The following is a 20,283-nucleotide window of genomic DNA, read 5'->3' on the forward strand; positions in this document are numbered from 1 at the left end:
TCGACGGGCCTTTTTCGGACAGTCCCATGAACGAACGCGTCGCACTCTCCACGAATAATCTCGAAGCCTTCTGGATGCCGTTTTCGGCTAACCGCCAGTTCAAGAAGGCGCCGCGCATGTTCATCGGGGCCAAGGACATGCATTATACGACCTCGGACGGTCGTCAGGTGCTCGATGGGACGGCGGGGCTCTGGTGCGTGAATGCTGGCCATTGTCGGCCGAAGATCACGGAAGCGATTCGGGCTCAGGCAGGCGAGCTCGATTATGCGCCGGCCTTCCAGATGGGCCATCCGAAGGCCTTCGAGCTCGCTTCGCAGCTCGCGATGATCGCGCCGACCGGTCTCGATCACGTCTTCTTCACCAATTCCGGCTCCGAATCGGTCGAGACGGCTTTGAAGATCGCGCTGGCCTATCAACGGGCCAAGGGCGATGGCGCGCGGTTCCGGCTGATCGGGCGCGAGCGCGGCTATCACGGGGTCAATTTCGGCGGCATTTCGGTTGGCGGCATTGTCGGCAATCGCAAGATGTTCGGAACTCTGCTCACCGGCGTCGACCATATGCGCCACACCCACGATCCGGCTCGCAACGGCTATTCGAAGGGCGAGACCGAGCATGGCGCGGACCTCGCCGAGGACCTTTTGCGCATCGCGACCCTGCACGACCCCTCGACGATCGCCGCCGTCATCGTCGAGCCGGTGGCCGGATCGACCGGTGTGCTGCCGCCGCCGAAGGGCTATCTCAAGCGCTTGCGCGAGATCTGCGACCAGCACGGCATCTTGTTGATCTTCGACGAGGTGATCACTGGCTATGGCCGAATGGGCGAGGCTTTTGCCTCCGACTATTTCGGCGTCGTGCCCGACATCATGGTGACCGCCAAGGGCCTGACCAATGGCGTCGTCCCGATGGGCGCGGTCTTCGTGAAGGACGACATCTACGACGCCTTCATGGGCGGGGCCGAGCATCTGATCGAATTTGCCCATGGCTACACCTATTCGGGCAATCCGATCGCGGCGGCCGCCGGTCTCGCGACCCTCGAAACCTATAAGGAAGATGGTCTGTTCGAGCGGGCGAAGGCGCTGGAGCCGGTCTGGGCCGATGCGATCCATTCGCTGAAGGGCACGCGCCACGTCATCGACATCCGCACGATCGGCCTCATCGGTGCGATCGAACTGGAGCCGATGAAGGACATGCCGACCAAGCGCGCCTTCACCGCCTTCGTCGAAGCCTTCGAAAAGGGGCTGTTGATCCGCACGACCGGCGATATCATCGCGCTCTCCCCGCCGCTGATCATCTCAGAAGACCAGATCGGCGAGATCGTCGACACGTTGAAGCCGATCCTGGACAACCTCGACTGACGCTTCGCTCCTTATCTTTCAACGATCCTCAGAATTCCCAGGAAAGAGACGACGCCATGGCCCTCAACTCCAACCTCCAGATCGACGGCGACCGGCTGTGGGACGCGCTGATGGAGATGGCGAAGATCGGGCCGGGTGTCGCGGGCGGCAACAACCGCCAGACGCTGACTGACGAGGACGGGGAGGGGCGCAAGCTCTTCCAATCCTGGGCAGAGGCGGCGGGCATGACCATGGGCGTCGACACCATGGGCAATATGTTCTTTCGCCGGGAAGGCGCCGACCCGGACGCGCTGCCGGTCTATGTGGGCTCCCATCTCGACACCCAACCGACGGGGGGCAAATATGACGGTGTCCTCGGCGTTCTCGGCGCCCTGGAACTCGTCCGGACCCTCAATGACCTGAACATCAAGACCAAGCACCCGATCGTCGTCACCAACTGGACGAATGAGGAGGGAACGCGTTTTGCCCCGGCCATGCTCGCCTCCGGCGTCTTTGCCGGGGTGCATGAGGAGGATTGGGCGAAGGCCCGCCTCGATGCCAAGGGAAAGCGTTTCGGCGAGGAGTTGAAGCGGATCGGCTGGGAGGGCGAGGAGCCCGTCGGCGCGCGCAAGATGAAGGCCTTTTTCGAGCTTCACATCGAACAGGGACCGATCCTCGAAGACGAAGGCCTCGACATCGGCGTCGTCACCCATGGCCAAGGGCTCTACTGGCTCGAGGTCACGCTGACCGGCAAGGAGAGCCACACCGGCTCCACTCCCATGCCCAAGCGCCGAAACGCCGGACTCGGCATGGCACGGGTGACCGAGCTCGTCCATGAAGTGGCGATGGACTATCAGCCGAACGCCGTCGGGGCGATCGGCCATGTGGAAGTCTATCCGAACTCGCGCAACATCATTCCCGGCAAATGCGTCTTCACCATCGATATCCGCTCTCCCTCCAAGGAGACGCTCGATACGATGCGCGAGCGGATCGAGGACGGCATCGATACGATCGCCGAGGCGCTCGATATCGACGTCTCGGTCGACGAGGTCGGCCATTTCGATCCAGTGACCTTCGACGAGACCTGCGTGAAGGCCGTGCGCAACGCCGCCGAGCGGCTCGGCCTCTCACACACCGATATCGTCTCCGGCGCCGGCCACGACGCCTGCTGGATCAACCGCGTCGCGCCGACCGCCATGGTCATGTGCCCTTGCGTCGACGGCCTCAGCCACAACGAGGCCGAGGAGATCACGAAGGAATGGGCGGCGAACGGCGCGAATGTCTTGCTCCAGGCCGTGGTGGAGACAGCCGGCGTGGTGGAGTAGGATCGCCCCGTCGAAGAGGATCAGGAGGCGGCAATGGGACGCCCGAAGGAAATGACGGAGGAACAGCGGCAGGACCTTCTGGCGCAGGGTTGGCAACCGCATGAGATCTGGCTGCCGGATTGGAACAATCCGCTCTTCAAGGCCAAGATCGAAAAGGAAGCGAGAGCCATATCTCAGTCCGATCGCGACGATCCGGACGTCGACGACTGGATTGCCCTGGTTCGCGGCGATGTGTGGGACGATGACGCGGCGTGAGACGGGGCGACGTCTTTACGGTGTCCATGGGCGGCCAATCGAAGAAGCCCCGCCCAGGCGTCATCATCCAGGCCACGAGCCTGATCATTCCGGAGGGTCCGATCCTTGTCTGCCCCCTCACAAGCCGTCTGCTGTCGGACATGATCACCCGGCCGACAATAGAACCATCGCAGTCCAACGGTCTCCTCGTCCCATCGCAGCCAATGGTGAACCGGATGACCAGTGCATCTCCCAAGGAAATCGGATCGATCATCGGCTGTTTGAGCCAGGATGATCTGCAACGATTGGACCTCGCGCTCATCATCGTACTTGAATTGGGGCCGGCTTTTTTCGCAGCCCCGCCGAATGGAGAGGCTTCATGACCACAGTCATCAAAGGCGGCACCATCGTCACCGCCGATCTCACCTACAAGGCCGACATTCTGATCGCCGATGGCAAGATCGCCGAGATCGGGCCGGACCTGTCGGGCGACGAAGTGGTCGATGCATCGGGCGCGATCGTCATGCCGGGCGGCATCGATCCGCACACCCATATGGAAATGCCCTTCATGGGCACCTTCTCCTCGGACGATTTCGATAGTGGCACGGCCGCTGCGATCTCTGGGGGCACGACCATGTGCGTCGATTTCTGCCTGCCGGCGCCCGATCAACGGCCGATGGAGGCGCTGCAGGAATGGTTCCAGAAGGCCGGGCCCGCCCGCACCGACTTTTCCTTCCATATGGGTGTGACCTGGTGGGGAAAGGCGTTCTTCGACGAGATGCCCAAAGTGGTCGAGGCCGGCGTCAACACCTTCAAGCACTTCATGGCCTATAAGGGCGCGCTTATGGTGAATGACGACGAGATGTTCGCGTCCTTCACGCGCTGCGCCGAGATCGGCGCGATGCCGCTGGTCCATGCCGAAAACGGCGACGTCGTCGCCGTCCTTCAGCAAAAGCTTTTGGCCGAGGGCAATAACGGTCCCGAAGCTCATGCCTATTCCCGCCCGCCCGAGGTCGAGGGCGAGGCGGTGAACCGCGCAATCATGATCGCCGATCAGGCGGGCGTGCCGCTCTATGTGGTCCACACCTCCTGCGAACAGGCCCATGAAGCGATCCGCCGGGCCCGGCAGAAGGGCATGCGAGTCTATGGCGAGCCGCTGATTCAGCATCTCGTGCTCGACGAGACCGAATACGCCCATCCCGATTGGGACCATGCGGCGCGGCGCGTGATGAGCCCGCCCTTTCGCAACAAGCTCCACCAGGATTCGCTCTGGGCAGGCCTTGCGGCCGGTTCGCTCCAGGTCGTGGCGACGGACCACTGCGCCTTCACGACTGATCAAAAGCGGATGGGCGTCGGCGACTTCACCAAGATCCCGAACGGCACCGGCGGGTTGGAAGACAGGCTATCCGTTCTCTGGACCTATGGCGTGAAGACCGGCCGGCTGACGATGAACGAGTTCGTGGCGGTCACCTCGACCAACATCGCCAAGATCCTCAACATCTACCCGAAGAAGGGCGCGATTCTTCCCGGCGCCGATGCCGATCTGATCGTGTTCGACCCGGCGGCGACGAAGACGATTTCGGCCAAGACCCAGAAATCGGCAATCGACTACAATGTCTTCGAGGGGATCAAGGTCACCGGCGTCACGGCCATGACCTTCTCGCGTGGCAAACTCGTCTACAAGGATGGCGACATCCGGGCCGAAAAGGGAGACGGACGCTTTGTTGAACGCCCGGCCAACGCGCCGGTCAACACGGCGCTCTCGACCTGGAAGGAACTGACCGCGCCCCGCAAGGTGGAGCGGACGGGCATTCCGGCGAGCGGGGTGTGACCACGGCTTGCGCCGACATCAAGGTTGCGGCCGTGATGCTTTTCGATGCGGATGGAAGGATGCTTCTCGTCCGCAAGAGGGGCACACGGTGCTTTATGCAGCCGGGCGGCAAGGCCGAGCCAGGCGAATCCTTCCGGCACGCGGCCTGCCGTGAACTCCATGAGGAAATCGGTCTGCAACTGAGTCCCGAGGATCTGATCGATTGCGGCGTGTACTCAGCCGAGGCTGCCAATGAGCCCGGCAGCCAAGTCGTTGCTCACGTGTTTGCCGCTTTCTGCATAACCACGGTCAAGGCAGCGGCGGAGATTGAGGAACTCGTCTGGATCGATCCTGGACAACCGGCCAATCTCCGTCTCGCGCCGCTAACGGCGAATTCGATATACACCCTTGCTCGTGGCTTCGATGTCTCGAGCCTTCCCGGCATGCCGCACCGCGACAAGCCAGAAGCTTCGACAAACTGAGCGTTTCGAACCGTTCCAAACTCTTGACTATTTGGTCAAAGATTTCGCACACTCAGTTCATGGGCGTTTGCCGGGCACGCGGCGTTCGCGTCTTTCGCGGGGATGCCCGCCAGCCTGAACGGGATGCATGGTCCAGCGTCTTTCCTGCCAGTTTCAGACAGATCGACGGAAGCCTTCAGGCCTCCGGCGGCTTGGCCGGAATGAGCGCTTCAAGGTCGGGACGCAGGACGACGCTTTCCTGTTCGTTCGGGTCGGTCCGCGCGATCACGGCGATGCAGGGTTCGGGGCCGGGATTGTAGGGCAGATGCGGCACGCCGGCCGGGATGTAGAAGAGGTCGCCGGCCGCGACGGTCGCGTGATTCTCCAGCCGCGAACCATACCAGGTGCCCGAGATGCCGCTTATCACATAGATCGCCGTCTCGTGACTTTCGTGAAGATGGGCCTTGGCGCGTCCCCCCGGCGGGATGGTCAGAAGATGCATGCAGATGCCGGTGGAGCCGACGGTCTCCTTGGCGATCCCCTCGAAATAGCTGAATCCTTGTTTGCCGTCATAGGTGGATTGGGGCCGGATCAGACGGCACTCCGGATTGGGGGAATTAGGGGCAGGGCGGCTGGGCTGCGACATCGGACGATCTCCTCGCATTCGAGAAGGAATTAGGCATGGCATTGGCGTTCCGGCAAGCCGGTGAGAGGGAGAGCGATGCCCTGTCGAGCGAGGCCGAAGGGCCTGTTATCGAGGCGCGAGGATTGAATCTCGTCTTCGAAACCGCCGATGCGCCGGTCCACGCCTTGAAGGACATCGATCTGTCGATCGGAGCCGGCGAGTTCGTCTCGCTGATCGGCCCGTCCGGTTGCGGCAAGACGACGCTTTTGCGGGTGATCGCCGATCTCGAACAGCCGACAGGCGGCTCAATCACGGTCAACGGGATGAGCCCCGACGAGGCGCGGCAGGCGCGGGCCTATGGCTATGTCTTCCAGGCTGCGGCGCTCTATCCGTGGCGCACGATCGAGAAGAATATCGCACTGCCTCTGGAAATCTTTGGCCTCTCCAAAGCCGAACAGGACAAGCGAATCGCGGCCGGGCTCGATCTCGTCGGCCTCACCGGCTTCGGCAAGAAGTTTCCCTGGCAGCTTTCGGGCGGCATGCAGCAACGCGCCTCGATTGCGAGGGCTCTCTCCTTCGATCCCGATCTTCTTTTGATGGACGAGCCTTTCGGGGCCCTCGACGAGATCGTTCGTGATCATCTGAACGAAGAGCTGTTGAAGCTCTGGGCGAAGACGAGGAAAACGGTCGTCTTCGTCACCCATTCCATCCCCGAGGCGGTGTTCCTGTCGACACGCATCGTCGTCATGAGCCCGCGACCGGGACGCATTCACGAGATCATCGATTGCGATCTCGGCCCTGATCGCCCGCTGGACATTCGCGACACGCCGGAATTTCTCGAAATCGCCCATTGGGTTCGCGAGGGGCTGAAGGCGGGGCATGGCTATGATTAGAGGCAGTCAATTGATTTCAATCGAAGCTCGCGATCCTCTCTGTCTGCGCCCCGTGCGGATGATCGGCGACGCCGGGCAGCGATCCCCCTCATCGCCTGCCGGCACTTCTCCCCGTGGGGGAGAAGCCGCTATGGCCTTCGTCGTGGGCTCCGTTTTGGCCGTTGCTGATCCATCTATTCTTGTCCCGTCGCTTTTTCAGTCGAAGTTCGGGAAAGGGAATGTGCCGAGCTTGGCGGACGAGCAGACAACGCCAAAACTGGGAACGTCCTCTCCCCCAGGGGGAGAGGGTAGGGTGAGGGGGATCTGCAGGACTTCTGTGGGACTGTCCGGAGAGGCACGGGCGAGATGAAACGGTCAGCGATCATCGCGCGAGCCCGAACCTTGCGCCGTAAAGAAACGGACGCCGAGCTCCTGCTATGGACGGAACTGGCCAATCGGCGGTTGAACGGTTTCAAATTTGTTCGGCAATTTCCGGTTCCGCCTTTCATCGTCGATTTTGCTTGCCGCTCGAAAAGGTTGATCATCGAACTCGATGGCGCTCAGCACGCGCAAAGCCAGAGAGATTTGAAACGGACAGGCCTTTTGAATGTGAGCGGTTGGTCGGTGCTGCGCTTCTGGAACGACGAGGTTTTCAAAGAGAGGAATGCGGTACTCGAGACCATCCTCGCGGTTCTCGAAGGGCGGCTCCGACATCGCAGTGACGGGGATGGCTGGATTGATGGTCTGAGATTTGCGCCAGCCAGGCTTTCACATGCCTCGCTTCGCGCTGGGCTTTCCTCCCTATCGGAAGAGGGAGAAGGTCTAGCGGGAGGTTTCGAACACGGCCTCCATGATCGTGAGCGCTGCGGATGACGGATTCGCCTCACATGCAGCCAAGCCGTACTGCGAACGCTCTTCTCGCCGAGCCTGGCGCTGCCATTGGCTATCGCGGGCCCGTTCGTCGCTTTGCCAGACGCGCCGTGGAAGGCCGGGCCTTTCCCGTCGCCGTCGTCTGCGCGGTCATTCTCGTCGTCTGGTATCTCGCGGCTATCTTCATGAATTGGCAGACCGAGACCGAGAAGCTGGCGCGGGCGGGGGACTACACGACGGGGCAGGCGATCAGTGCGACTTGGAGCGCGGAGCGTCCCGTCCTTCCCGCGCCCCATCAGATCGTCGCCGAAATCTACAAGACCACGGTGGATGTGAGGCCGACATCGCCGCGCTCCCTTCTCTTTCACGCCTGGGTCACGCTTTCCTCCACCTTTCTCGGCTTCGTCATCGGCTCGGCGCTCGGCATGGTGCTGGCGATCGGCATTCTCTATTCGCGCACCCTCGACAAGAGCCTGATGCCCTGGATCATCACCTCTCAGACGATCCCGATCCTCGCCATCGCACCGATGATCATCGTCGTTCTGAATTCGATCGGCGTCTCCGGCCTTCTGCCGAAAGCCTTCATTTCTACCTATCTCTCCTTTTTCCCCGTGACGGTCGGCATGGTGAAGGGGTTGCGCTCGCCCGATCGCATGCTCGTCGATCTGATGCGAACCTACTCGGCCGGTCCGCTCAAGACGCTCCTCAAGCTTCGCCTGCCGGCCTCGATGCCCTTTCTCTTCACCTCGATGAAGATCGCGATCGCCGCCGCGCTCGTCGGGGCGATCGTCGGCGAGCTTCCGACTGGGGCTCAGGGTGGGCTTGGAACCCGTCTTCTCGCTGGTTCCTATTATGGGCAGACCATCCAGATCTGGTCCGCGCTGATCACCGCCGCCGTCATGGCTGGGGTCCTCGTCTGGGCGGTCGGCTTGGTCGAGCGGGCCGTTCTCGCGCGTAGCGGAGGACGCCTATGAGCGTCGCCGAGCCCTTCGCGATCCGTCGGCCTTTCAGCGTCGGCATGGCTGCCATCCTGGCCCTTGTCTGCGGCTTTGCCGCCTTCCAACTGGTCGAAAGCGGCGGCACCCTCTTCGCCTCGGCGACCGTCTTGTTCTGGTTGTTCTCCTGGCGCCTGACCGCCGGTCTCGCGAATTTGGAGACGCGGCAGAGAGCGCTGGCGTTCGTGCGTGATCTCGCCGTGCCGGCGATTTTCGGCGCGACGCTGATCGTGTTGTGGGAATTGATCGTGCGTGGGCTGAAGGTTCCGCCGATCCTGCTTCCGCCGCCCTCCGAGATCGCCGCGACCTTCGTCGCCTCCGGCCACATCCTCTGGGCCGATTTCGTCCAGACCGTCCTCAAGGCGGTTCTCGCCGGATATGTCCTTGGCTGCGGCGCGGGCTTTCTGGTGGCGCTCATTGTTGATCGCTCGCCTTTTCTGAGGCGCGGCCTGTTGCCGATCGGCAATCTGGTCTCGGCCCTGCCGATCGTCGGTGTCGCCCCGATCATGGTCATGTGGTTCGGTTTCGACTGGCCGTCCAAAGCGGCGGTGGTCATCGTGATGACCTTCTTCCCGATGCTGGTGAACACGGTGGCGGGGCTCTCGGCGGCGGGCGCCATGGAGCGCGACCTCATGCGCACCTATGGGGCGAGCCATGGTCAGAGCCTCATGAAGCTTCGCTTGCCCGCAGCCATGCCCTTCGTCTTCAACGCCTTGAAGATCAACACGACCCTTGCGCTCATCGGCGCGATCGTCGCCGAATTCTTCGGAACGCCGATCGTCGGCATGGGCTTTCGCATCTCGGCCGAGATCGGGCGCATGAACACGCCCATGGTCTGGGCCGAGATCACCGTCGCCGCGCTTGTCGGCTCGCTCGCCTATGGTCTCGTCGCGCTTCTCGAACGCCGGGTGACCTTCTGGCATCCGTCGATGCGGCGCTGAGGGCGGTTGGAGAGGAGGGTTGCATGGGATTGTTCAGTGGCCTCATGGGCCATGGATCGGAAATCGATGGGAGCGACGTGGAGCGCCTGACCGAGGGCCTCCTCGTCGAGGGCGAGCGCGTGACCCATGCGTTTCGCGTGGTGCGCGACAGCTTCGTCTTCACCGACCGCCGGCTGATCATCATCGATATCCAGGGCATGACCGGATCCAAGGTCGATTATCGCACCATTCCCTACCGGGCGATCGTCGGATTCTCGGTGGAAACCGCCGGGACTTTCGATTTCGACGCCGAATTGAAGATCTGGGTGTCGGGTTCGCCCGCGCCCATCGAGAAGACCCTGAAACGCGGAACCGACATGCGCGCCATCCAGCGATGTCTCGCCGCCGGGGCCTGCCGCTGACCTTTCTTCACCCATAGCCATTGGAAAAGGACTGAGAGACATGCGTAACATTGTGATTGCTGCATCACTTCTCGCCACAAGCGCGCTGACGGCGATGCCGGCCGCCGCCCAGGACGCGACGCCGGTGACGCTGCAGCTGAAATGGGTGACCCAAGGCCAGTTTGCCGGCTATTACGTCGCTCAGGAGAAGGGCTATTACGAGGATGCCGGGCTCGACGTCACGATCAAGCCGGGCGGCCCGGATATCGCACCCGAACAGGTGATCGCGGGTGGCGGCGCCGATATCATCGTCGACTGGATGCCGGCGGCGCTGGCGGCCCGCGAAAAGGGTCTGCCCCTCGTCAATATTGCCCAGCCTTTCGAAAAGTCGGGCATGGAGCTCACCTGCCGCAAGGAGACCGGCATCGAGAGTCCGGAAGATTTCAAGGGCAAGACCCTCGGCGTCTGGTTCTCCGGCAACGAATATCCGTTCCTCTCCTGGATGTCGAAGCTTGGCCTCTCCACCGAAGGCGGACCGGATGGGGTCACGGTGATCAAGCAGGGCTTCAATGTCGATCCGCTGATCCAGAAGCAGGCCGATTGCATCTCGACCATGACCTATAACGAATATTGGCAGGTCATCGATGCCGGCATCCCAGAGGACGAACTGGTCGTCTTCAAATATGAGGACCAGGGGGTCGCGACGCTGGAGGACGGGCTTTATGTGCTCGAGGAAGACCTCGCCGATCCGGCCAAGGTCGAGGCCTATGCGAAATTCGTCGATGCCTCGATGAAGGGCTGGGCCTATGCGGCGGAGCACCCGGACGAAGCCACCGAGATCGTCCTCGACAACGACATGACGGGCGCTCAGACCGAACAGCATCAGCAGCGCATGGTTCGCGAGATCAACAAGCTGGTGAATGGCTCGGATGGCACGCTGGACGTCTCTGCGGCCGACAACACGGTGAATGTTCTGATGTCCGGCGGCTCCGATCCGGTGATCACGAAGAAGCCGGAAGGCGCATGGACCTCTGCCGTCACCGACAAAATGAAGGAAATGAACTAAATCCTTCGCGCGTCTCGGCTTTCCGTCTTTCCGCATCTCCAGGACAATGGCGAGACGCCCACAGGCTGATCACCAAGCGGTGACGAGTGGACGGCGATCCGCGAGCTTTCGCGGATCGCCGTCCTCGTTTAGTCATCCGGGATCGACGGATTCGCGCTCGGGCGCACAGACCGGGCGTCGAACCGTCTTCACGCATCAAAGGTTCAGGCGCATTATGGCTCACGGCAAGATTCCCGCTACCGTCGTCACCGGTTTCCTCGGAGCGGGCAAGACGACGATGATCCGGCACATGCTGCAAAATGCCGGCGGCCGGAAGATCGCGCTGATCATCAACGAATTCGGCGATCTCGGCGTCGATGGTGGCATCCTGACCGGCTGCGGCATCGAGACCTGCAGCGAGGAGGACGTCGTCGAACTCACCAATGGCTGCATCTGCTGCACGGTCGCCGACGACTTCATCCCGACCATGACGAAGCTTCTGGCGCGGCCCGACCGGCCGGATCACATCGTGATCGAGACGAGCGGGCTTGCGCTGCCCCAGCCGCTCGTCGCCGCCTTCAACTGGCCCGAAGTGAAAACCAAGGTCACCGTCGATGGCGTCGTGACCGTGATCGACGCGGCGGCCGTCGCCGAAGGGCGCTTTGCCGACGACGAGGAGAAGGTCGCCGCTCAGCGCGCCGCCGATGAGAGCATCGACCACGACAATCCGCTGGAAGAACTCTTCGAGGACCAGCTTCGCGCCGCCGATCTCGTCGTCCTCAACAAGGCCGACCTCATCGACGCGCCGGCGCTCGAGATGGTGCGCTCCGAGGTCTCCTCGAAGATCGCGCGCACGGTTCGCACGATTGCCAGCGAAAACGGCCGCCTGCCGGTCGATGTCCTGCTCGGCCTTGCCAGCGGCACGGAAGATCTGATCGCCGAGCGCAAGTCCCATCATGAGATGGAGCATGAGGCCGGGACGCCCCATGACCACGATCACGACGAATTCGAGAGCTTCGTCGTTCAGACCGGTGCCCTAGCCGATCGTGAAGGCTTCGAGGATGCGCTGCCGGAGCTCCTCGCTCGTCATGACATTCTGCGGCTGAAGGGTTTTGCCGACGTGCCCGGCAAGCCAATGCGCCTTGTCGTCCAGGCCGTCGGAAAGCGGATCGAGACCTATTTCGATCGGCCCTGGAAGCCGGGTGAGGCGCGGGACACGCGCTTTGTCGTCATCGGGCTTCATGACGGTCTTGATACCGAGACGAAGCATCAGATCGAGGCGGAGCTGTCGGCGGCCGTTTCAGGCGCAAGTCGGCAAGCCGCCGAGTAGGATCGACCCTACGTTATTGCGGCGCCTGCCCGGAGTCCTCCGCCTGCTGCTCCTCGCCGGGCGGCATGCGGAAGACCTGGCCGGGATAGATGCGGTTGGGGTCGCGGATCTGGTCGCCATTGGCGAGATAGATCACCGTGTAGCGCGAACCGCTGCCATAGCTGTCGCGGGAAATCTGCCAGAGCGTGTCGCCCTTGCGGATGATGACGCGGCCGGTGGCGCTTTGAAGCGGCGCTTGGCTGATCGTGGGGACGCTGTCTTCGAGAGCGGCTGTGAGCGTCTCGGCGCCATCACCACTTGCGTCGCCTTGATCCTGAGACATCACCGCTTCGGTTTGGGCTGGGGTTGAGCTTGCGCTTGGCTGGCTTGTCTCCGTCTCCGATACCTCGCCCGAAGCAGGGGTGGCTTGGCGACTTGCGGCGTCTGTCTCGCGGCCACCTGTCGTCCCGGATTGGGCGGGCGCGGCGGAGCCGGGCTCGCTCGACACTTCCGCCACGTCCCGGCTTTCGTTCGAAACAGTCGCGTTCGATCCGTTGCGGGTCGGCACGTCTATGACCGGCTGGCTGTCAGTCTGGCTGTCATTTGTCTCTTGCGATGGCGTTGCCGCTGCGGCGTCGTTTGCTGGGGTCGGGACCGAGATGCTCCTTGGCTCAGACGGCGATAAAGCGGCCGGGACCGATGATGCTGAAGCCGAAGAGGTGTCGCTGTCAGGCGCGTCCTGCTCGATGGTCGCAACCGCTTGTGCTGGCGAGATCGGCTCACCGGCCGAGTCCGAGGCTTGGCCAGCGCCCTGCCGAGCTGCACTTTGCACCGGCGCCTGTGAGCTGCCCGCTTCGGTCTCGGCCGAGGCGAGGGTTTTCGACCTGTTGGTGCTCGACGCGTCCCTGTCTTGGCCGCTCGCCGGCATCTCAAGCTTAGCCGATCTTTCAGGTTGAGTGCCAAAAGCGCCGTTCGACGCATGGCCTTCGACGACCTGCCGATCATCCGAAGCGCTTGGAGCTTCGTCCTGAACGGATGCGTTTTGGACGGTCCTAGCCTTATTCGGCGCCTGGGCGCTCTCGAAATCCGCGCTTGGCTTTGGCGCGACGGCCGACAGCGTCGTCCCGGCTGGCCGCAAGAAGGGGACTTCGACGCGGGACACCACGTCGCCGCCTCGGTCAAGCTGATCGGCGCGGACCATGTAATCGCCAACCGGGATCGATGCGCTCGTCTGAGCGAGGAAACGGTTCGTCGGCGAAACCCGGTCTTCGGCGAGAAGCTTGTTGTCGAGATAGACGCGAACGGTCGCACCGGCCGGAGCTTCGCCCGCAACGAATATCTTATCCCCGTCAATCTCCACCGCCTCGACGCGCAAGCTGACACTGGGTTCGGCGCTGTCTGAAGCGGGTGTCGGGTCGTCGCGACGCAGCAGGGCCGTTCCGCTCCCGTCCGCTTCGCTAGCGGCGCCGGTCTCGCCGGATGGGCGCGCGGCGTTGGATGCAGGCGGTGCGCTTGGATCCTCCGTCTTCGACGAGGCAAGATCGCCCGTCGACCCCTTGCTCTCGGGCGGCTCCATGGCGAGGCTCGTCGATGTCTCGGAAGTAGCGGGTTTCGAGGGCGCCTGAGATAGCGCGACTTCGGCCGTCTGGCTGTCTGCCGGCGAGCGCGAAGCATTTCCAGCGCCTGCGGGTTCATCCTCCGCCTTTGGCAATTCGAGAAGGCGCGAGGGGGCGTCGGGGGCCTCGACCATGGCGAGGAGCTGTTCGTTTCGGCCGGGCTCGGGGATGTCGATGATCGCGGTCTCGGCCGAGACCACCGGCTCTCCTTCGTTTGTTTCAGCCACGATCTTCACCGCATAGGGGCCGGGCGCGAGGTTTTCGCTCAGCACCACGACGAAATCGCCAGCCGCATCCGTTCGTTCGGTGCCGAGCGTCTTGTCGCCATTCTCCAAACGGATCATCGCATTGGCAGGGCCATGGCCGGCTACGACCATGGAGCCGTCCGGCTCGACCCGCAGGACGTCGAATGTCGGCAGGTCTGCAGGTGTCGGCGATGACTGCGCATCCGTCGTTGATGACGAAGGCTTGTCTTTTGCGGTCGCTGTCTCCGAAGACCTCGGCGTCTGCGAAAAGTCTGCCGTCTGCGGATCACCCTTCTCCTTTGCAGCTTCGGCGTCTTTCTCGGGCGTGATCTCTGCGCCGGGCTGCGCCTCCGCTCCAGTCGCGGCAAGGCGCTCGCCCAACGGTGTATCGGCGTCGGCCGAAGCGGTGACCGCCTCCTGCAAAGGCGACACGCTCTCTTCGGGATCTGCGGATGCCTCTTTTGCCCGGCTTGTCTTCTCCCCGGCGGAAGCCACATCCGCCGGCTCGTTTGCCGAGGCCAAGCCCGGAACCTCGCTCTCGCCGCCCGCCTCGTTGGCGGCGAGATCGGTCAGGCGGCTCTTTTCGGTTGTCAGCATGTGCCAATAGCCGGCAACGATCGCGGCGATGAGGACCAGACAGGCGGTGACGATGGCGAGAGCTCTGCGAGGCATAGTCTTGGTGCTGTTTTGTCCGGTTTACGAAGAATGCGCGCCTCATCGGCGAGACGTCTTATTCTTCCAATAATCAAGGCTCAGCTTGGGAACAAGCGGCGAACTCTATGGAAGCAGTTGGCTCCCTTCGCAGCCGAAAGCGCTTGCCGATCCGACAAGGGGCTGCATAAGGCGGGTCGCCTGCCTATGTTTCAATAGAACTGAACCGATTGACCGATGACCCAGGGAGCTGCGCAGCGGCGTGCATATCTTCGATTCCATCCGCAACATTCTTGTACCGATCCATCCTGCGGGCCATCCGTTCATAGCAGTCTTCTTCGGCATCGCCGTCGTTCTGGGCCTGTTCTGGCAGCCGTTGTTCTGGTTCGGCTTGATCCTGACGCTTTGGTGCATTTATTTCTTTCGTGATCCGCAACGCGTCGGTCCGGTCTCGAACGACCTCGCCGTCAGCCCGGCCGATGGCCGCGTTTCGCTGGTGGGGCATGTGGTGCCGCCGGCGGAAATGGAGCTTGGCAGCGAGCCGCTGCTGCGCATTTCAGTCTTCATGAGCGTCTTCGACTGCCATGTGAACCGGGCCCCTGTCGCCGGCACGCTCGAGCGGATCGCCTATCGCAAGGGCGAGTTCAAGAATGCCGAGCTCGACAAGGCGAGCGAGGTCAATGAGCGCAACTCCCTGGTTATTCAGAGCGTCCATGGTCCCGTGGGCGTGACGCAGATCGCCGGCTTGATCGCGCGTCGGATCATCTCCTGGCCGAAGGTTGGCGACGCATTGCAAACCGGCGAGCGCTTCGGCCTCATTCGCTTCGGCTCGCGGCTCGACATCTATCTGCCGAAAGGCTTCGTGCCGCGTGTCGCCGAAGGCCAGCTCGCTTATGCGGGCGAGACGGTCATCGCAGAATATGGCGATGAATTGCACGTCTGGCCCGTGAGGCGCGACTGATGTCATTGGAAAATCTTTTTCCGCCTTTCGATCCGGGCCAGCCCGACGAGCCGAACGAGACCGGGCGCCGCCGCATCCCCTTTCGGCATATCGTGCCGAACCTCATCACCATTCTGGCCATCTGCGCCGGAATGACCGGTGTGCGCCTCGCTTTCGAGGGGCGTTTCGAGGCGGCGGTCGGCATGGTGCTCGGCGCGGCCTTGCTCGATGGCATCGACGGGCGCGTGGCTCGCCTTCTGAAAGGTCAGAGCCGTTTCGGCGCCGAGATGGACTCCCTCGCCGATATCGTCAATTTCGGCCTCGCGCCGGCCCTTGTGCTCTATGCCTATATCCTGAAGGAAGCCGGGCCGTTCGGCTGGATCTGCGCACTGCTCTATACGTCCGGTTGCGCCCTTCGTCTGGCCCGCTTCAACACCATGCTCGATGATCCGCACCGCCCGAAATGGCATTCGGCCTTCTTCGTCGGCGTTCCGGCTCCCGCCGGCGCGGGGCTCGCGCTTCTGCCGATGTATGTGAGCTTTATCGGCATCAATATCGGCTTGCCCCAATTCACCGCCGGGGTCACCGCAGTCTATCTGGTGTTTGTTGGCCTTCTCATGTCGAGTCAGATCCCGACCTGGTCCGGCAAGGGCGCGGGGATTCGGGTGCCGCGCAATTATGCGATCCCGATCATCCTCGTTCTCGTTCTCTATGTGGCGACGCTACTCAGCTTCTTCTGGGAGACGCTTACTCTGACGGTTCTCGCCTACTTCATCTCGATACCCTTCTCCTGGCGCGAATTTTCCAAGCGCACCAAGCGGGAGCGGCGGCTGGCTCCGGGTCGAGAGACCGGTCGGGCGGAGTAGAGACGCGTCAAGATTTGATGGCGACAGGTGGTCTCATGTGGAGTTGGGCCTCCGCATGACGTTAGACGCACGAACAAATACGTAGCCGGCCATCCAGATCGCGCCGAACGTCCCTTCACTCAGATCATTAACATATCATGTTGGGTGTCCGGCCGAGGACTGAAGCCGGCGAAAACGCTGGCCGGCTTGTCACGTCACGCCGCTGGGCTAGTCCATGCCGCCCGGCACCTCATCGACGTTTCTGCCGGGTGTGCTTGCGATGCGTGCGATCGGAGCGATCGATCGCTCCCTCATCAAGCCTGATCCGGTGCATGCCGGCCGGTACGCGCCGATCAATCGTTTTGTCAGGCTGGTCGAACACACGGACGAAAGGATCGCCCTATGTTCAATCCGCTGGCACGAAAGCTATCGCTAGCGTGCGATTTCGAAGATGTCGACCGCCAGATCCTCGACGACATCATCTCGCAGTCGCGCAAGGTCGGCCCGCGCGAGGACATTATTCGCGAGGGTGATCTGCCGGACGACGTGCACCTCGTGATCGAGGGGTTTGCTTGCCGCTACAAAATCATGCCGAATGGCAACCGTCAGATCGTCGCCTTTCTCGTACCGGGCGACTTCTGCGATCTCCACGTCGCCATATTGGGCGAGATGGACCACAACATCGCGACACTCACCCCTTGTCGGATGGTGGAAATTCCGCGGGAGACCATCGAGGAGCTCACGACGAGCAATCCGCGCATCACTCGTGCCTTCTGGTGGGCGACTCTTGTCGACGAGGCGGTGCTGCGTGAATGGCTGGCCGGAATGGGGCAGAGATCGGCCGATCGACAACTGGCCCATCTCATTTGCGAACTCTATCTGCGGCTGAAATCCGTCGGGCTCGTCAACGACCACAGCTTCCAAATGCCATTGACCCAACAGGAACTGGGCGATGCCATGGGTCTGTCGATCGTTCATACGAACCGGATGATGACCGAACTCCGAACGCGACAGTTCGTCTCGATCCAGGGCCGCCAAATCCGGATCCTCGATGTCGAAGGACTGACCGAATTCGCTCAGTTCAACCCGAACTATCTGCATCTGAAACGGCACAGGGCGCCGGACGAAGTCCAAGCGTTTTTCGGCGATTGAAAACGAGCCGTTCGATCGAGACAGCGCCCGCTTTCGGACGATACGCGGCTCACGAACGAACCCGGAGGCCCCATGGCCCGCTATTTCTTCGACGTTCAGGACGGCCCGGATTTCGTCAAGGACGAGGACGGGCATGACTGCGCTGCCATCAGCGATGTGCGGATTGCGGCGATGAAGGCACTTCCGGCGATGATCGGAGCAAGAATTCCCGACGGAGACGGCTATCGCGTCAGCGTCATCGTTCGCGATGATGAGGACCATGCCATCTATCGCGCGTCCTTGACGCTCGAATCGACCTGGTTGTCCAACCGAGATGGGCAATAAGCAGTTGCAAACCGAACCCGGATAACTGCATCGAATCACACTTCCATAGCCGGGAAAAAGAACATACCGTTAGCTTATGATAAAGCCATAGTCCGTATTTCGTGCGACCCTTTGTCGTCTCCTCATGAAGAAGGACGGTACGTCATGAGCGAAATACTCGAAACTGAAATAGTAACGGAGCTTGATCGGGCCTCGATCAGCGGCTGCGGCGTCTCCTTGTCTGAAGGAACACGTCGGATCGCCCGTCGAATGCCCATCGCCGATCAAAACGCCTTAGCTTTCATCGAGCGTCGTCTGCTTAAGGAAGCCGCTGCGCGTGGTCTTCCTGTGAGGTTGCCATGAGCACCATGACAAGCATGAATTCGTCCGGCGTCGATGCGCTCAATGCGAATTCAGCGGGCATGGTGCCGTCGCTGATCAGCATCATCAAATGCAGCCGCGTGTTGATCGAGCTTCGGCTTGCCGACCTCGGAATCCGTGCCGGCCAGGATCATCTTCTCGTCGCGCTGGACCCAGACGGCGAACCCGTCTTGACATCGCGGCTTGCCGACACGATCGGCGTTCGAGCCTCGACGGCCTCGAAAATGCTCGACCGGCTCGAGATGCGCGGCTTTATCCGCCGGGGCGAGAGCCTCACCGATCGTCGCCATACGACCGTCTGCCTCACTGAGGAAGGCCGGATCATGCGAGAGCGGATCGAGGCGGTCTGGGACGATGTGGAGCGTTACATCTTCCATGGTCAGTCCGACGACGTCGTCTCGGATGTGCGCCGGACGACCGCACAGCTCGAAAGCATTCTCGACGAGCGGCTTCGGCGTTTGCGTTGATGGGGCAGCTCCGGGCGCTTCGAGAACGGGCAGGCCGATGAAACGTCCAAATCGCGCGCCCGGCCCTTGGGTCCGCGGACGGTTGCTTGATTCCGCCGAACAGGTGAACTGATCCGCAGGGCCAATCCCCATTTCGGGAAGGGTTCGAACGCTACTTGGCCTGTCGCCTGTCGCCGGGCCTCTCCGAAACAAGGCCCGGCGGCTGAAGAGCCAGTCTTGTTGCAGCGTGGGCGCGTTGAAGCCCTGAAGCCGATCATAGAGCGGCACGAATGGAATCGGCTGGCGGCAGCGGAATGATCGCTGTGACGTGAAGGCCGGTTCGAGCGAAATCCATCTTCACTCTGCCGTCCATTTCCTGGGCCGCAATCCTATCAATGACGAGCGTGCCAAACCCACGCCGCTCGATCGGTCCGAGTTCAGGCCCGCCGCTCTCATTCCATTCGAGGGTCAGCAGTCGAGCCTCTGCCTCCTCCGCCACGCTCCAGCGCACGTCCACATGGCCGGTCCCGACCGAAAACGCACCATATTTGGCGGCATTCGTCGCCAATTCATGCAGCATCATCGACAGGGAGAGCGCTCCTTGTGGCCAAAGAAGGACACGAGGGCCCGTGATCGTCGCATTTGAGGCTGTCTGATCAAGGAAGGGGGCAAGCGATTCCTGCACCAGCTGCCGGAGGGTCGCGGGTTCGTGATAGTCGCCGGCAAGGGCTTCATGCGCGCGAGACAGCGCCTGGATACGGTCGGAAAAGGACGTCACGAACGTGCTGAGGTCTGTCGCTTGGCGGCTGGTCAGGCTGACTATCGCGCGCACCTTGGCAAGGACGTTCTTAACCCGATGATCAAGCTCACGAAGCAGGAACTTCAAATGAACCTGCTGTTCCTCGTAGCGGATGATCTGGTCGCGGACCTGCCATTGCCTTTGCCGATCGCGGACGAGACGACGAAGGGCCGAGCCGATCTCGCCCCCTCGGGCGGGGCGTTGCATGATCAGACAGTCGATCGCGGGCTCAAGGCTGCGAATGAGCGATAACGTCTCTGACGGCCGGTCCACCTCGTCGAGAAGCAAAAGGGTCGGCATCGAGGCCCAGACCGGCTGACGCCGCAGGCCGTCTCGCAAGACCTCGATCATCTTTCCGCGCAAGCTTTCCTCAGTCAGTACGAGGACGAAAGCTTCGTTGCCGATGGCATGAGCCAGTTCGGTCAAATCCTCGATGGCGACCGCCGCCATGCCGTGATCCTCGGCTATTCGCTTCAAGACCGACGCATCGCGCCCGAACGGCGCGAAGACGACCACTTGCACCTCTTCGTTTGCGGCCTCGTCTCCCTTCATCTTTCGCGTCCCCTTTGCCCGTACCCCGTTTGCGAGCCGGTCGTCGTCTTCGAGACGCGCTGGAAGCACTGTCTGGGCGGGCGCCTATCTGAGGCGCGATCCGAGTGGGTGAAGCGCTCGGCCGGGGCACGGCGCCCCAAAGCCGGGTCGGA

Annotated in this window: 22 protein-coding genes; 19 read left to right on the top strand and 3 right to left on the bottom strand. The window is 62.2% G+C overall.

Annotated elements, in window-relative coordinates:
- Nucleotides 1–26 precede the first annotated feature (26 nt).
- The 6 genes from aptA to B9A15_RS04560 are packed head-to-tail and all read left to right on the top strand — an operon-like array spanning nucleotide 27 to nucleotide 5,185.
- On the top strand, nucleotides 27–1,355 hold the full coding sequence (gene aptA, locus B9A15_RS04535) for an omega-aminotransferase AptA (protein WP_084408859.1): 1,329 nt from the start codon (nucleotides 27–29) through the stop codon (nucleotides 1,353–1,355).
- Nucleotides 1,356–1,411: 56 nt separating this feature from the next.
- Entirely contained in the window at nucleotides 1,412–2,659 is a 1,248-nt protein-coding gene (locus B9A15_RS04540) for a Zn-dependent hydrolase (RefSeq protein ID WP_084408860.1), read from the top strand.
- A 33-nt stretch (nucleotides 2,660–2,692) separates the two neighbouring features.
- Nucleotides 2,693–2,914, top strand: coding sequence for an antitoxin MazE-like protein (locus B9A15_RS04545; RefSeq protein ID WP_084408861.1), 222 nt, complete (start codon nucleotides 2,693–2,695; stop codon nucleotides 2,912–2,914).
- The gene (locus B9A15_RS04550) at nucleotides 2,911–3,276 is read left to right on the top strand and encodes a type II toxin-antitoxin system PemK/MazF family toxin (RefSeq protein ID WP_084408862.1); all 366 of its coding nucleotides are present in this window, start codon (nucleotides 2,911–2,913) and stop codon (nucleotides 3,274–3,276) included. The genes B9A15_RS04545 and B9A15_RS04550 overlap by 4 nt, the downstream gene beginning before the upstream one ends.
- On the top strand, nucleotides 3,273–4,724 hold the full coding sequence (hydA, locus tag B9A15_RS04555) for a dihydropyrimidinase (RefSeq protein ID WP_084408863.1): 1,452 nt from the start codon (nucleotides 3,273–3,275) through the stop codon (nucleotides 4,722–4,724). Before B9A15_RS04550 ends, hydA begins: the two co-directional genes overlap by 4 nt.
- Nucleotides 4,721–5,185, top strand: coding sequence for an NUDIX hydrolase (locus tag B9A15_RS04560; protein WP_244556796.1), 465 nt, complete (start codon nucleotides 4,721–4,723; stop codon nucleotides 5,183–5,185). Before hydA ends, B9A15_RS04560 begins: the two co-directional genes overlap by 4 nt.
- 175 nt (nucleotides 5,186–5,360) lie before the next feature.
- Here B9A15_RS04560 and B9A15_RS04565 read toward each other — a convergent pair whose 3' ends face one another.
- Nucleotides 5,361–5,810, bottom strand: a complete 450-nt coding sequence (locus B9A15_RS04565; RefSeq protein ID WP_084408864.1) for a cupin domain-containing protein — start codon at nucleotides 5,808–5,810, stop codon at nucleotides 5,361–5,363.
- A 35-nt stretch (nucleotides 5,811–5,845) separates the two neighbouring features.
- On the opposite strand from B9A15_RS04565, the gene B9A15_RS04570 reads away from it, so the two are divergent.
- The 7 genes from B9A15_RS04570 (at nucleotide 5,846) to cobW (ending at nucleotide 12,222) form a co-directional block, all read left to right on the top strand.
- Complete coding sequence (locus B9A15_RS04570) at nucleotides 5,846–6,682, top strand: ABC transporter ATP-binding protein (protein ID WP_084408865.1); 837 nt, start codon at nucleotides 5,846–5,848, stop codon at nucleotides 6,680–6,682.
- A 345-nt stretch (nucleotides 6,683–7,027) separates the two neighbouring features.
- On the top strand, nucleotides 7,028–7,534 hold the full coding sequence (locus B9A15_RS04575; protein ID WP_084408866.1) for an endonuclease domain-containing protein: 507 nt from the start codon (nucleotides 7,028–7,030) through the stop codon (nucleotides 7,532–7,534).
- 14 nt (nucleotides 7,535–7,548) lie between these two features.
- Nucleotides 7,549–8,505 (top strand): ABC transporter permease, encoded by a 957-nt coding sequence (locus B9A15_RS04580; protein ID WP_084408867.1) that lies wholly within the window; start codon nucleotides 7,549–7,551, stop codon nucleotides 8,503–8,505.
- Entirely contained in the window at nucleotides 8,502–9,467 is a 966-nt protein-coding gene (locus tag B9A15_RS04585) for an ABC transporter permease (protein ID WP_084408868.1), read from the top strand. The genes B9A15_RS04580 and B9A15_RS04585 overlap by 4 nt, the downstream gene beginning before the upstream one ends.
- Before the next feature lie 23 nt (nucleotides 9,468–9,490).
- Nucleotides 9,491–9,868, top strand: a complete 378-nt coding sequence (locus B9A15_RS04590; protein ID WP_084408869.1) for a PH domain-containing protein — start codon at nucleotides 9,491–9,493, stop codon at nucleotides 9,866–9,868.
- Between the two features lie 94 nt (nucleotides 9,869–9,962).
- Nucleotides 9,963–10,913, top strand: a complete 951-nt coding sequence (locus tag B9A15_RS04595) for an ABC transporter substrate-binding protein (RefSeq protein ID WP_244556809.1) — start codon at nucleotides 9,963–9,965, stop codon at nucleotides 10,911–10,913.
- 214 nt (nucleotides 10,914–11,127) lie between these two features.
- On the top strand, nucleotides 11,128–12,222 hold the full coding sequence (gene cobW, locus B9A15_RS04600; protein ID WP_084408871.1) for a cobalamin biosynthesis protein CobW: 1,095 nt from the start codon (nucleotides 11,128–11,130) through the stop codon (nucleotides 12,220–12,222).
- Between the two features lie 13 nt (nucleotides 12,223–12,235).
- Here cobW and B9A15_RS04605 read toward each other — a convergent pair whose 3' ends face one another.
- Nucleotides 12,236–14,734: a LysM peptidoglycan-binding domain-containing protein gene (locus B9A15_RS04605; RefSeq protein ID WP_084408872.1), complete on the bottom strand. Its 2,499-nt coding sequence runs from the start codon at nucleotides 14,732–14,734 to the stop codon at nucleotides 12,236–12,238.
- A 241-nt stretch (nucleotides 14,735–14,975) separates the two neighbouring features.
- Between B9A15_RS04605 and B9A15_RS04610 the strand changes: the two genes are divergently transcribed.
- The 6 genes from B9A15_RS04610 to B9A15_RS04630 all read left to right on the top strand — a co-directional run bounded on the left by B9A15_RS04610 (nucleotide 14,976) and on the right by B9A15_RS04630 (nucleotide 18,801).
- The gene (locus tag B9A15_RS04610; RefSeq protein ID WP_084408873.1) at nucleotides 14,976–15,674 is read left to right on the top strand and encodes a phosphatidylserine decarboxylase; all 699 of its coding nucleotides are present in this window, start codon (nucleotides 14,976–14,978) and stop codon (nucleotides 15,672–15,674) included.
- Nucleotides 15,675–15,679: 5 nt separating this feature from the next.
- Nucleotides 15,680–16,519, top strand: a complete 840-nt coding sequence (locus tag B9A15_RS04615) for a CDP-alcohol phosphatidyltransferase family protein (protein WP_084409119.1) — start codon at nucleotides 15,680–15,682, stop codon at nucleotides 16,517–16,519.
- Nucleotides 16,520–16,900: 381 nt separating this feature from the next.
- Entirely contained in the window at nucleotides 16,901–17,650 is a 750-nt protein-coding gene (locus B9A15_RS04620; protein WP_084408874.1) for a Crp/Fnr family transcriptional regulator, read from the top strand.
- A 72-nt stretch (nucleotides 17,651–17,722) separates the two neighbouring features.
- Nucleotides 17,723–17,974, top strand: a complete 252-nt coding sequence (locus B9A15_RS04625) for a DUF6894 family protein (RefSeq protein WP_084408875.1) — start codon at nucleotides 17,723–17,725, stop codon at nucleotides 17,972–17,974.
- Nucleotides 17,975–18,118: 144 nt separating this feature from the next.
- A complete protein-coding gene (locus tag B9A15_RS22450; RefSeq protein WP_139798206.1) occupies nucleotides 18,119–18,316 on the top strand; it encodes a hypothetical protein in 198 nt (65 codons plus the stop codon).
- Nucleotides 18,313–18,801: a MarR family winged helix-turn-helix transcriptional regulator gene (locus B9A15_RS04630; RefSeq protein WP_084408876.1), complete on the top strand. Its 489-nt coding sequence runs from the start codon at nucleotides 18,313–18,315 to the stop codon at nucleotides 18,799–18,801. Before B9A15_RS22450 ends, B9A15_RS04630 begins: the two co-directional genes overlap by 4 nt.
- Nucleotides 18,802–19,054: 253 nt before the next feature.
- Here B9A15_RS04630 and B9A15_RS04635 read toward each other — a convergent pair whose 3' ends face one another.
- On the bottom strand, nucleotides 19,055–20,131 hold the full coding sequence (locus B9A15_RS04635) for a sensor histidine kinase (RefSeq protein ID WP_084408877.1): 1,077 nt from the start codon (nucleotides 20,129–20,131) through the stop codon (nucleotides 19,055–19,057).
- Between the last annotated feature and the right edge of the window lie 152 nt (nucleotides 20,132–20,283).

The organism is Fulvimarina manganoxydans (assembly GCF_900176465.1).
Classification (GTDB): domain Bacteria; phylum Pseudomonadota; class Alphaproteobacteria; order Rhizobiales; family Rhizobiaceae; genus Fulvimarina; species Fulvimarina manganoxydans.

Coding starts and splice junctions, on each gene's coding strand:
- aptA (WP_084408859.1), top strand. CDS start 27: ATGAACGAACGCGTCGCACTCTCCACGAATAATCTCGAAGCCTTCTGG.
- B9A15_RS04540 (WP_084408860.1), top strand. CDS start 1,412: ATGGCCCTCAACTCCAACCTCCAGATCGACGGCGACCGGCTGTGGGAC.
- B9A15_RS04545 (WP_084408861.1), top strand. CDS start 2,693: ATGGGACGCCCGAAGGAAATGACGGAGGAACAGCGGCAGGACCTTCTG.
- hydA (WP_084408863.1), top strand. CDS start 3,273: ATGACCACAGTCATCAAAGGCGGCACCATCGTCACCGCCGATCTCACC.
- B9A15_RS04565 (WP_084408864.1), bottom strand. CDS start 5,810: ATGTCGCAGCCCAGCCGCCCTGCCCCTAATTCCCCCAATCCGGAGTGC.
- B9A15_RS04570 (WP_084408865.1), top strand. CDS start 5,846: ATGGCATTGGCGTTCCGGCAAGCCGGTGAGAGGGAGAGCGATGCCCTG.
- B9A15_RS04575 (WP_084408866.1), top strand. CDS start 7,028: ATGAAACGGTCAGCGATCATCGCGCGAGCCCGAACCTTGCGCCGTAAA.
- B9A15_RS04580 (WP_084408867.1), top strand. CDS start 7,549: ATGCAGCCAAGCCGTACTGCGAACGCTCTTCTCGCCGAGCCTGGCGCT.
- B9A15_RS04585 (WP_084408868.1), top strand. CDS start 8,502: ATGAGCGTCGCCGAGCCCTTCGCGATCCGTCGGCCTTTCAGCGTCGGC.
- B9A15_RS04590 (WP_084408869.1), top strand. CDS start 9,491: ATGGGATTGTTCAGTGGCCTCATGGGCCATGGATCGGAAATCGATGGG.
- B9A15_RS04595 (WP_244556809.1), top strand. CDS start 9,963: ATGCCGGCCGCCGCCCAGGACGCGACGCCGGTGACGCTGCAGCTGAAA.
- cobW (WP_084408871.1), top strand. CDS start 11,128: ATGGCTCACGGCAAGATTCCCGCTACCGTCGTCACCGGTTTCCTCGGA.
- B9A15_RS04605 (WP_084408872.1), bottom strand. CDS start 14,734: ATGCCTCGCAGAGCTCTCGCCATCGTCACCGCCTGTCTGGTCCTCATC.
- B9A15_RS04620 (WP_084408874.1), top strand. CDS start 16,901: ATGTTCAATCCGCTGGCACGAAAGCTATCGCTAGCGTGCGATTTCGAA.
- B9A15_RS04625 (WP_084408875.1), top strand. CDS start 17,723: ATGGCCCGCTATTTCTTCGACGTTCAGGACGGCCCGGATTTCGTCAAG.
- B9A15_RS22450 (WP_139798206.1), top strand. CDS start 18,119: ATGAGCGAAATACTCGAAACTGAAATAGTAACGGAGCTTGATCGGGCC.
- B9A15_RS04630 (WP_084408876.1), top strand. CDS start 18,313: ATGAGCACCATGACAAGCATGAATTCGTCCGGCGTCGATGCGCTCAAT.
- B9A15_RS04635 (WP_084408877.1), bottom strand. CDS start 20,131: ATGAAGGGAGACGAGGCCGCAAACGAAGAGGTGCAAGTGGTCGTCTTC.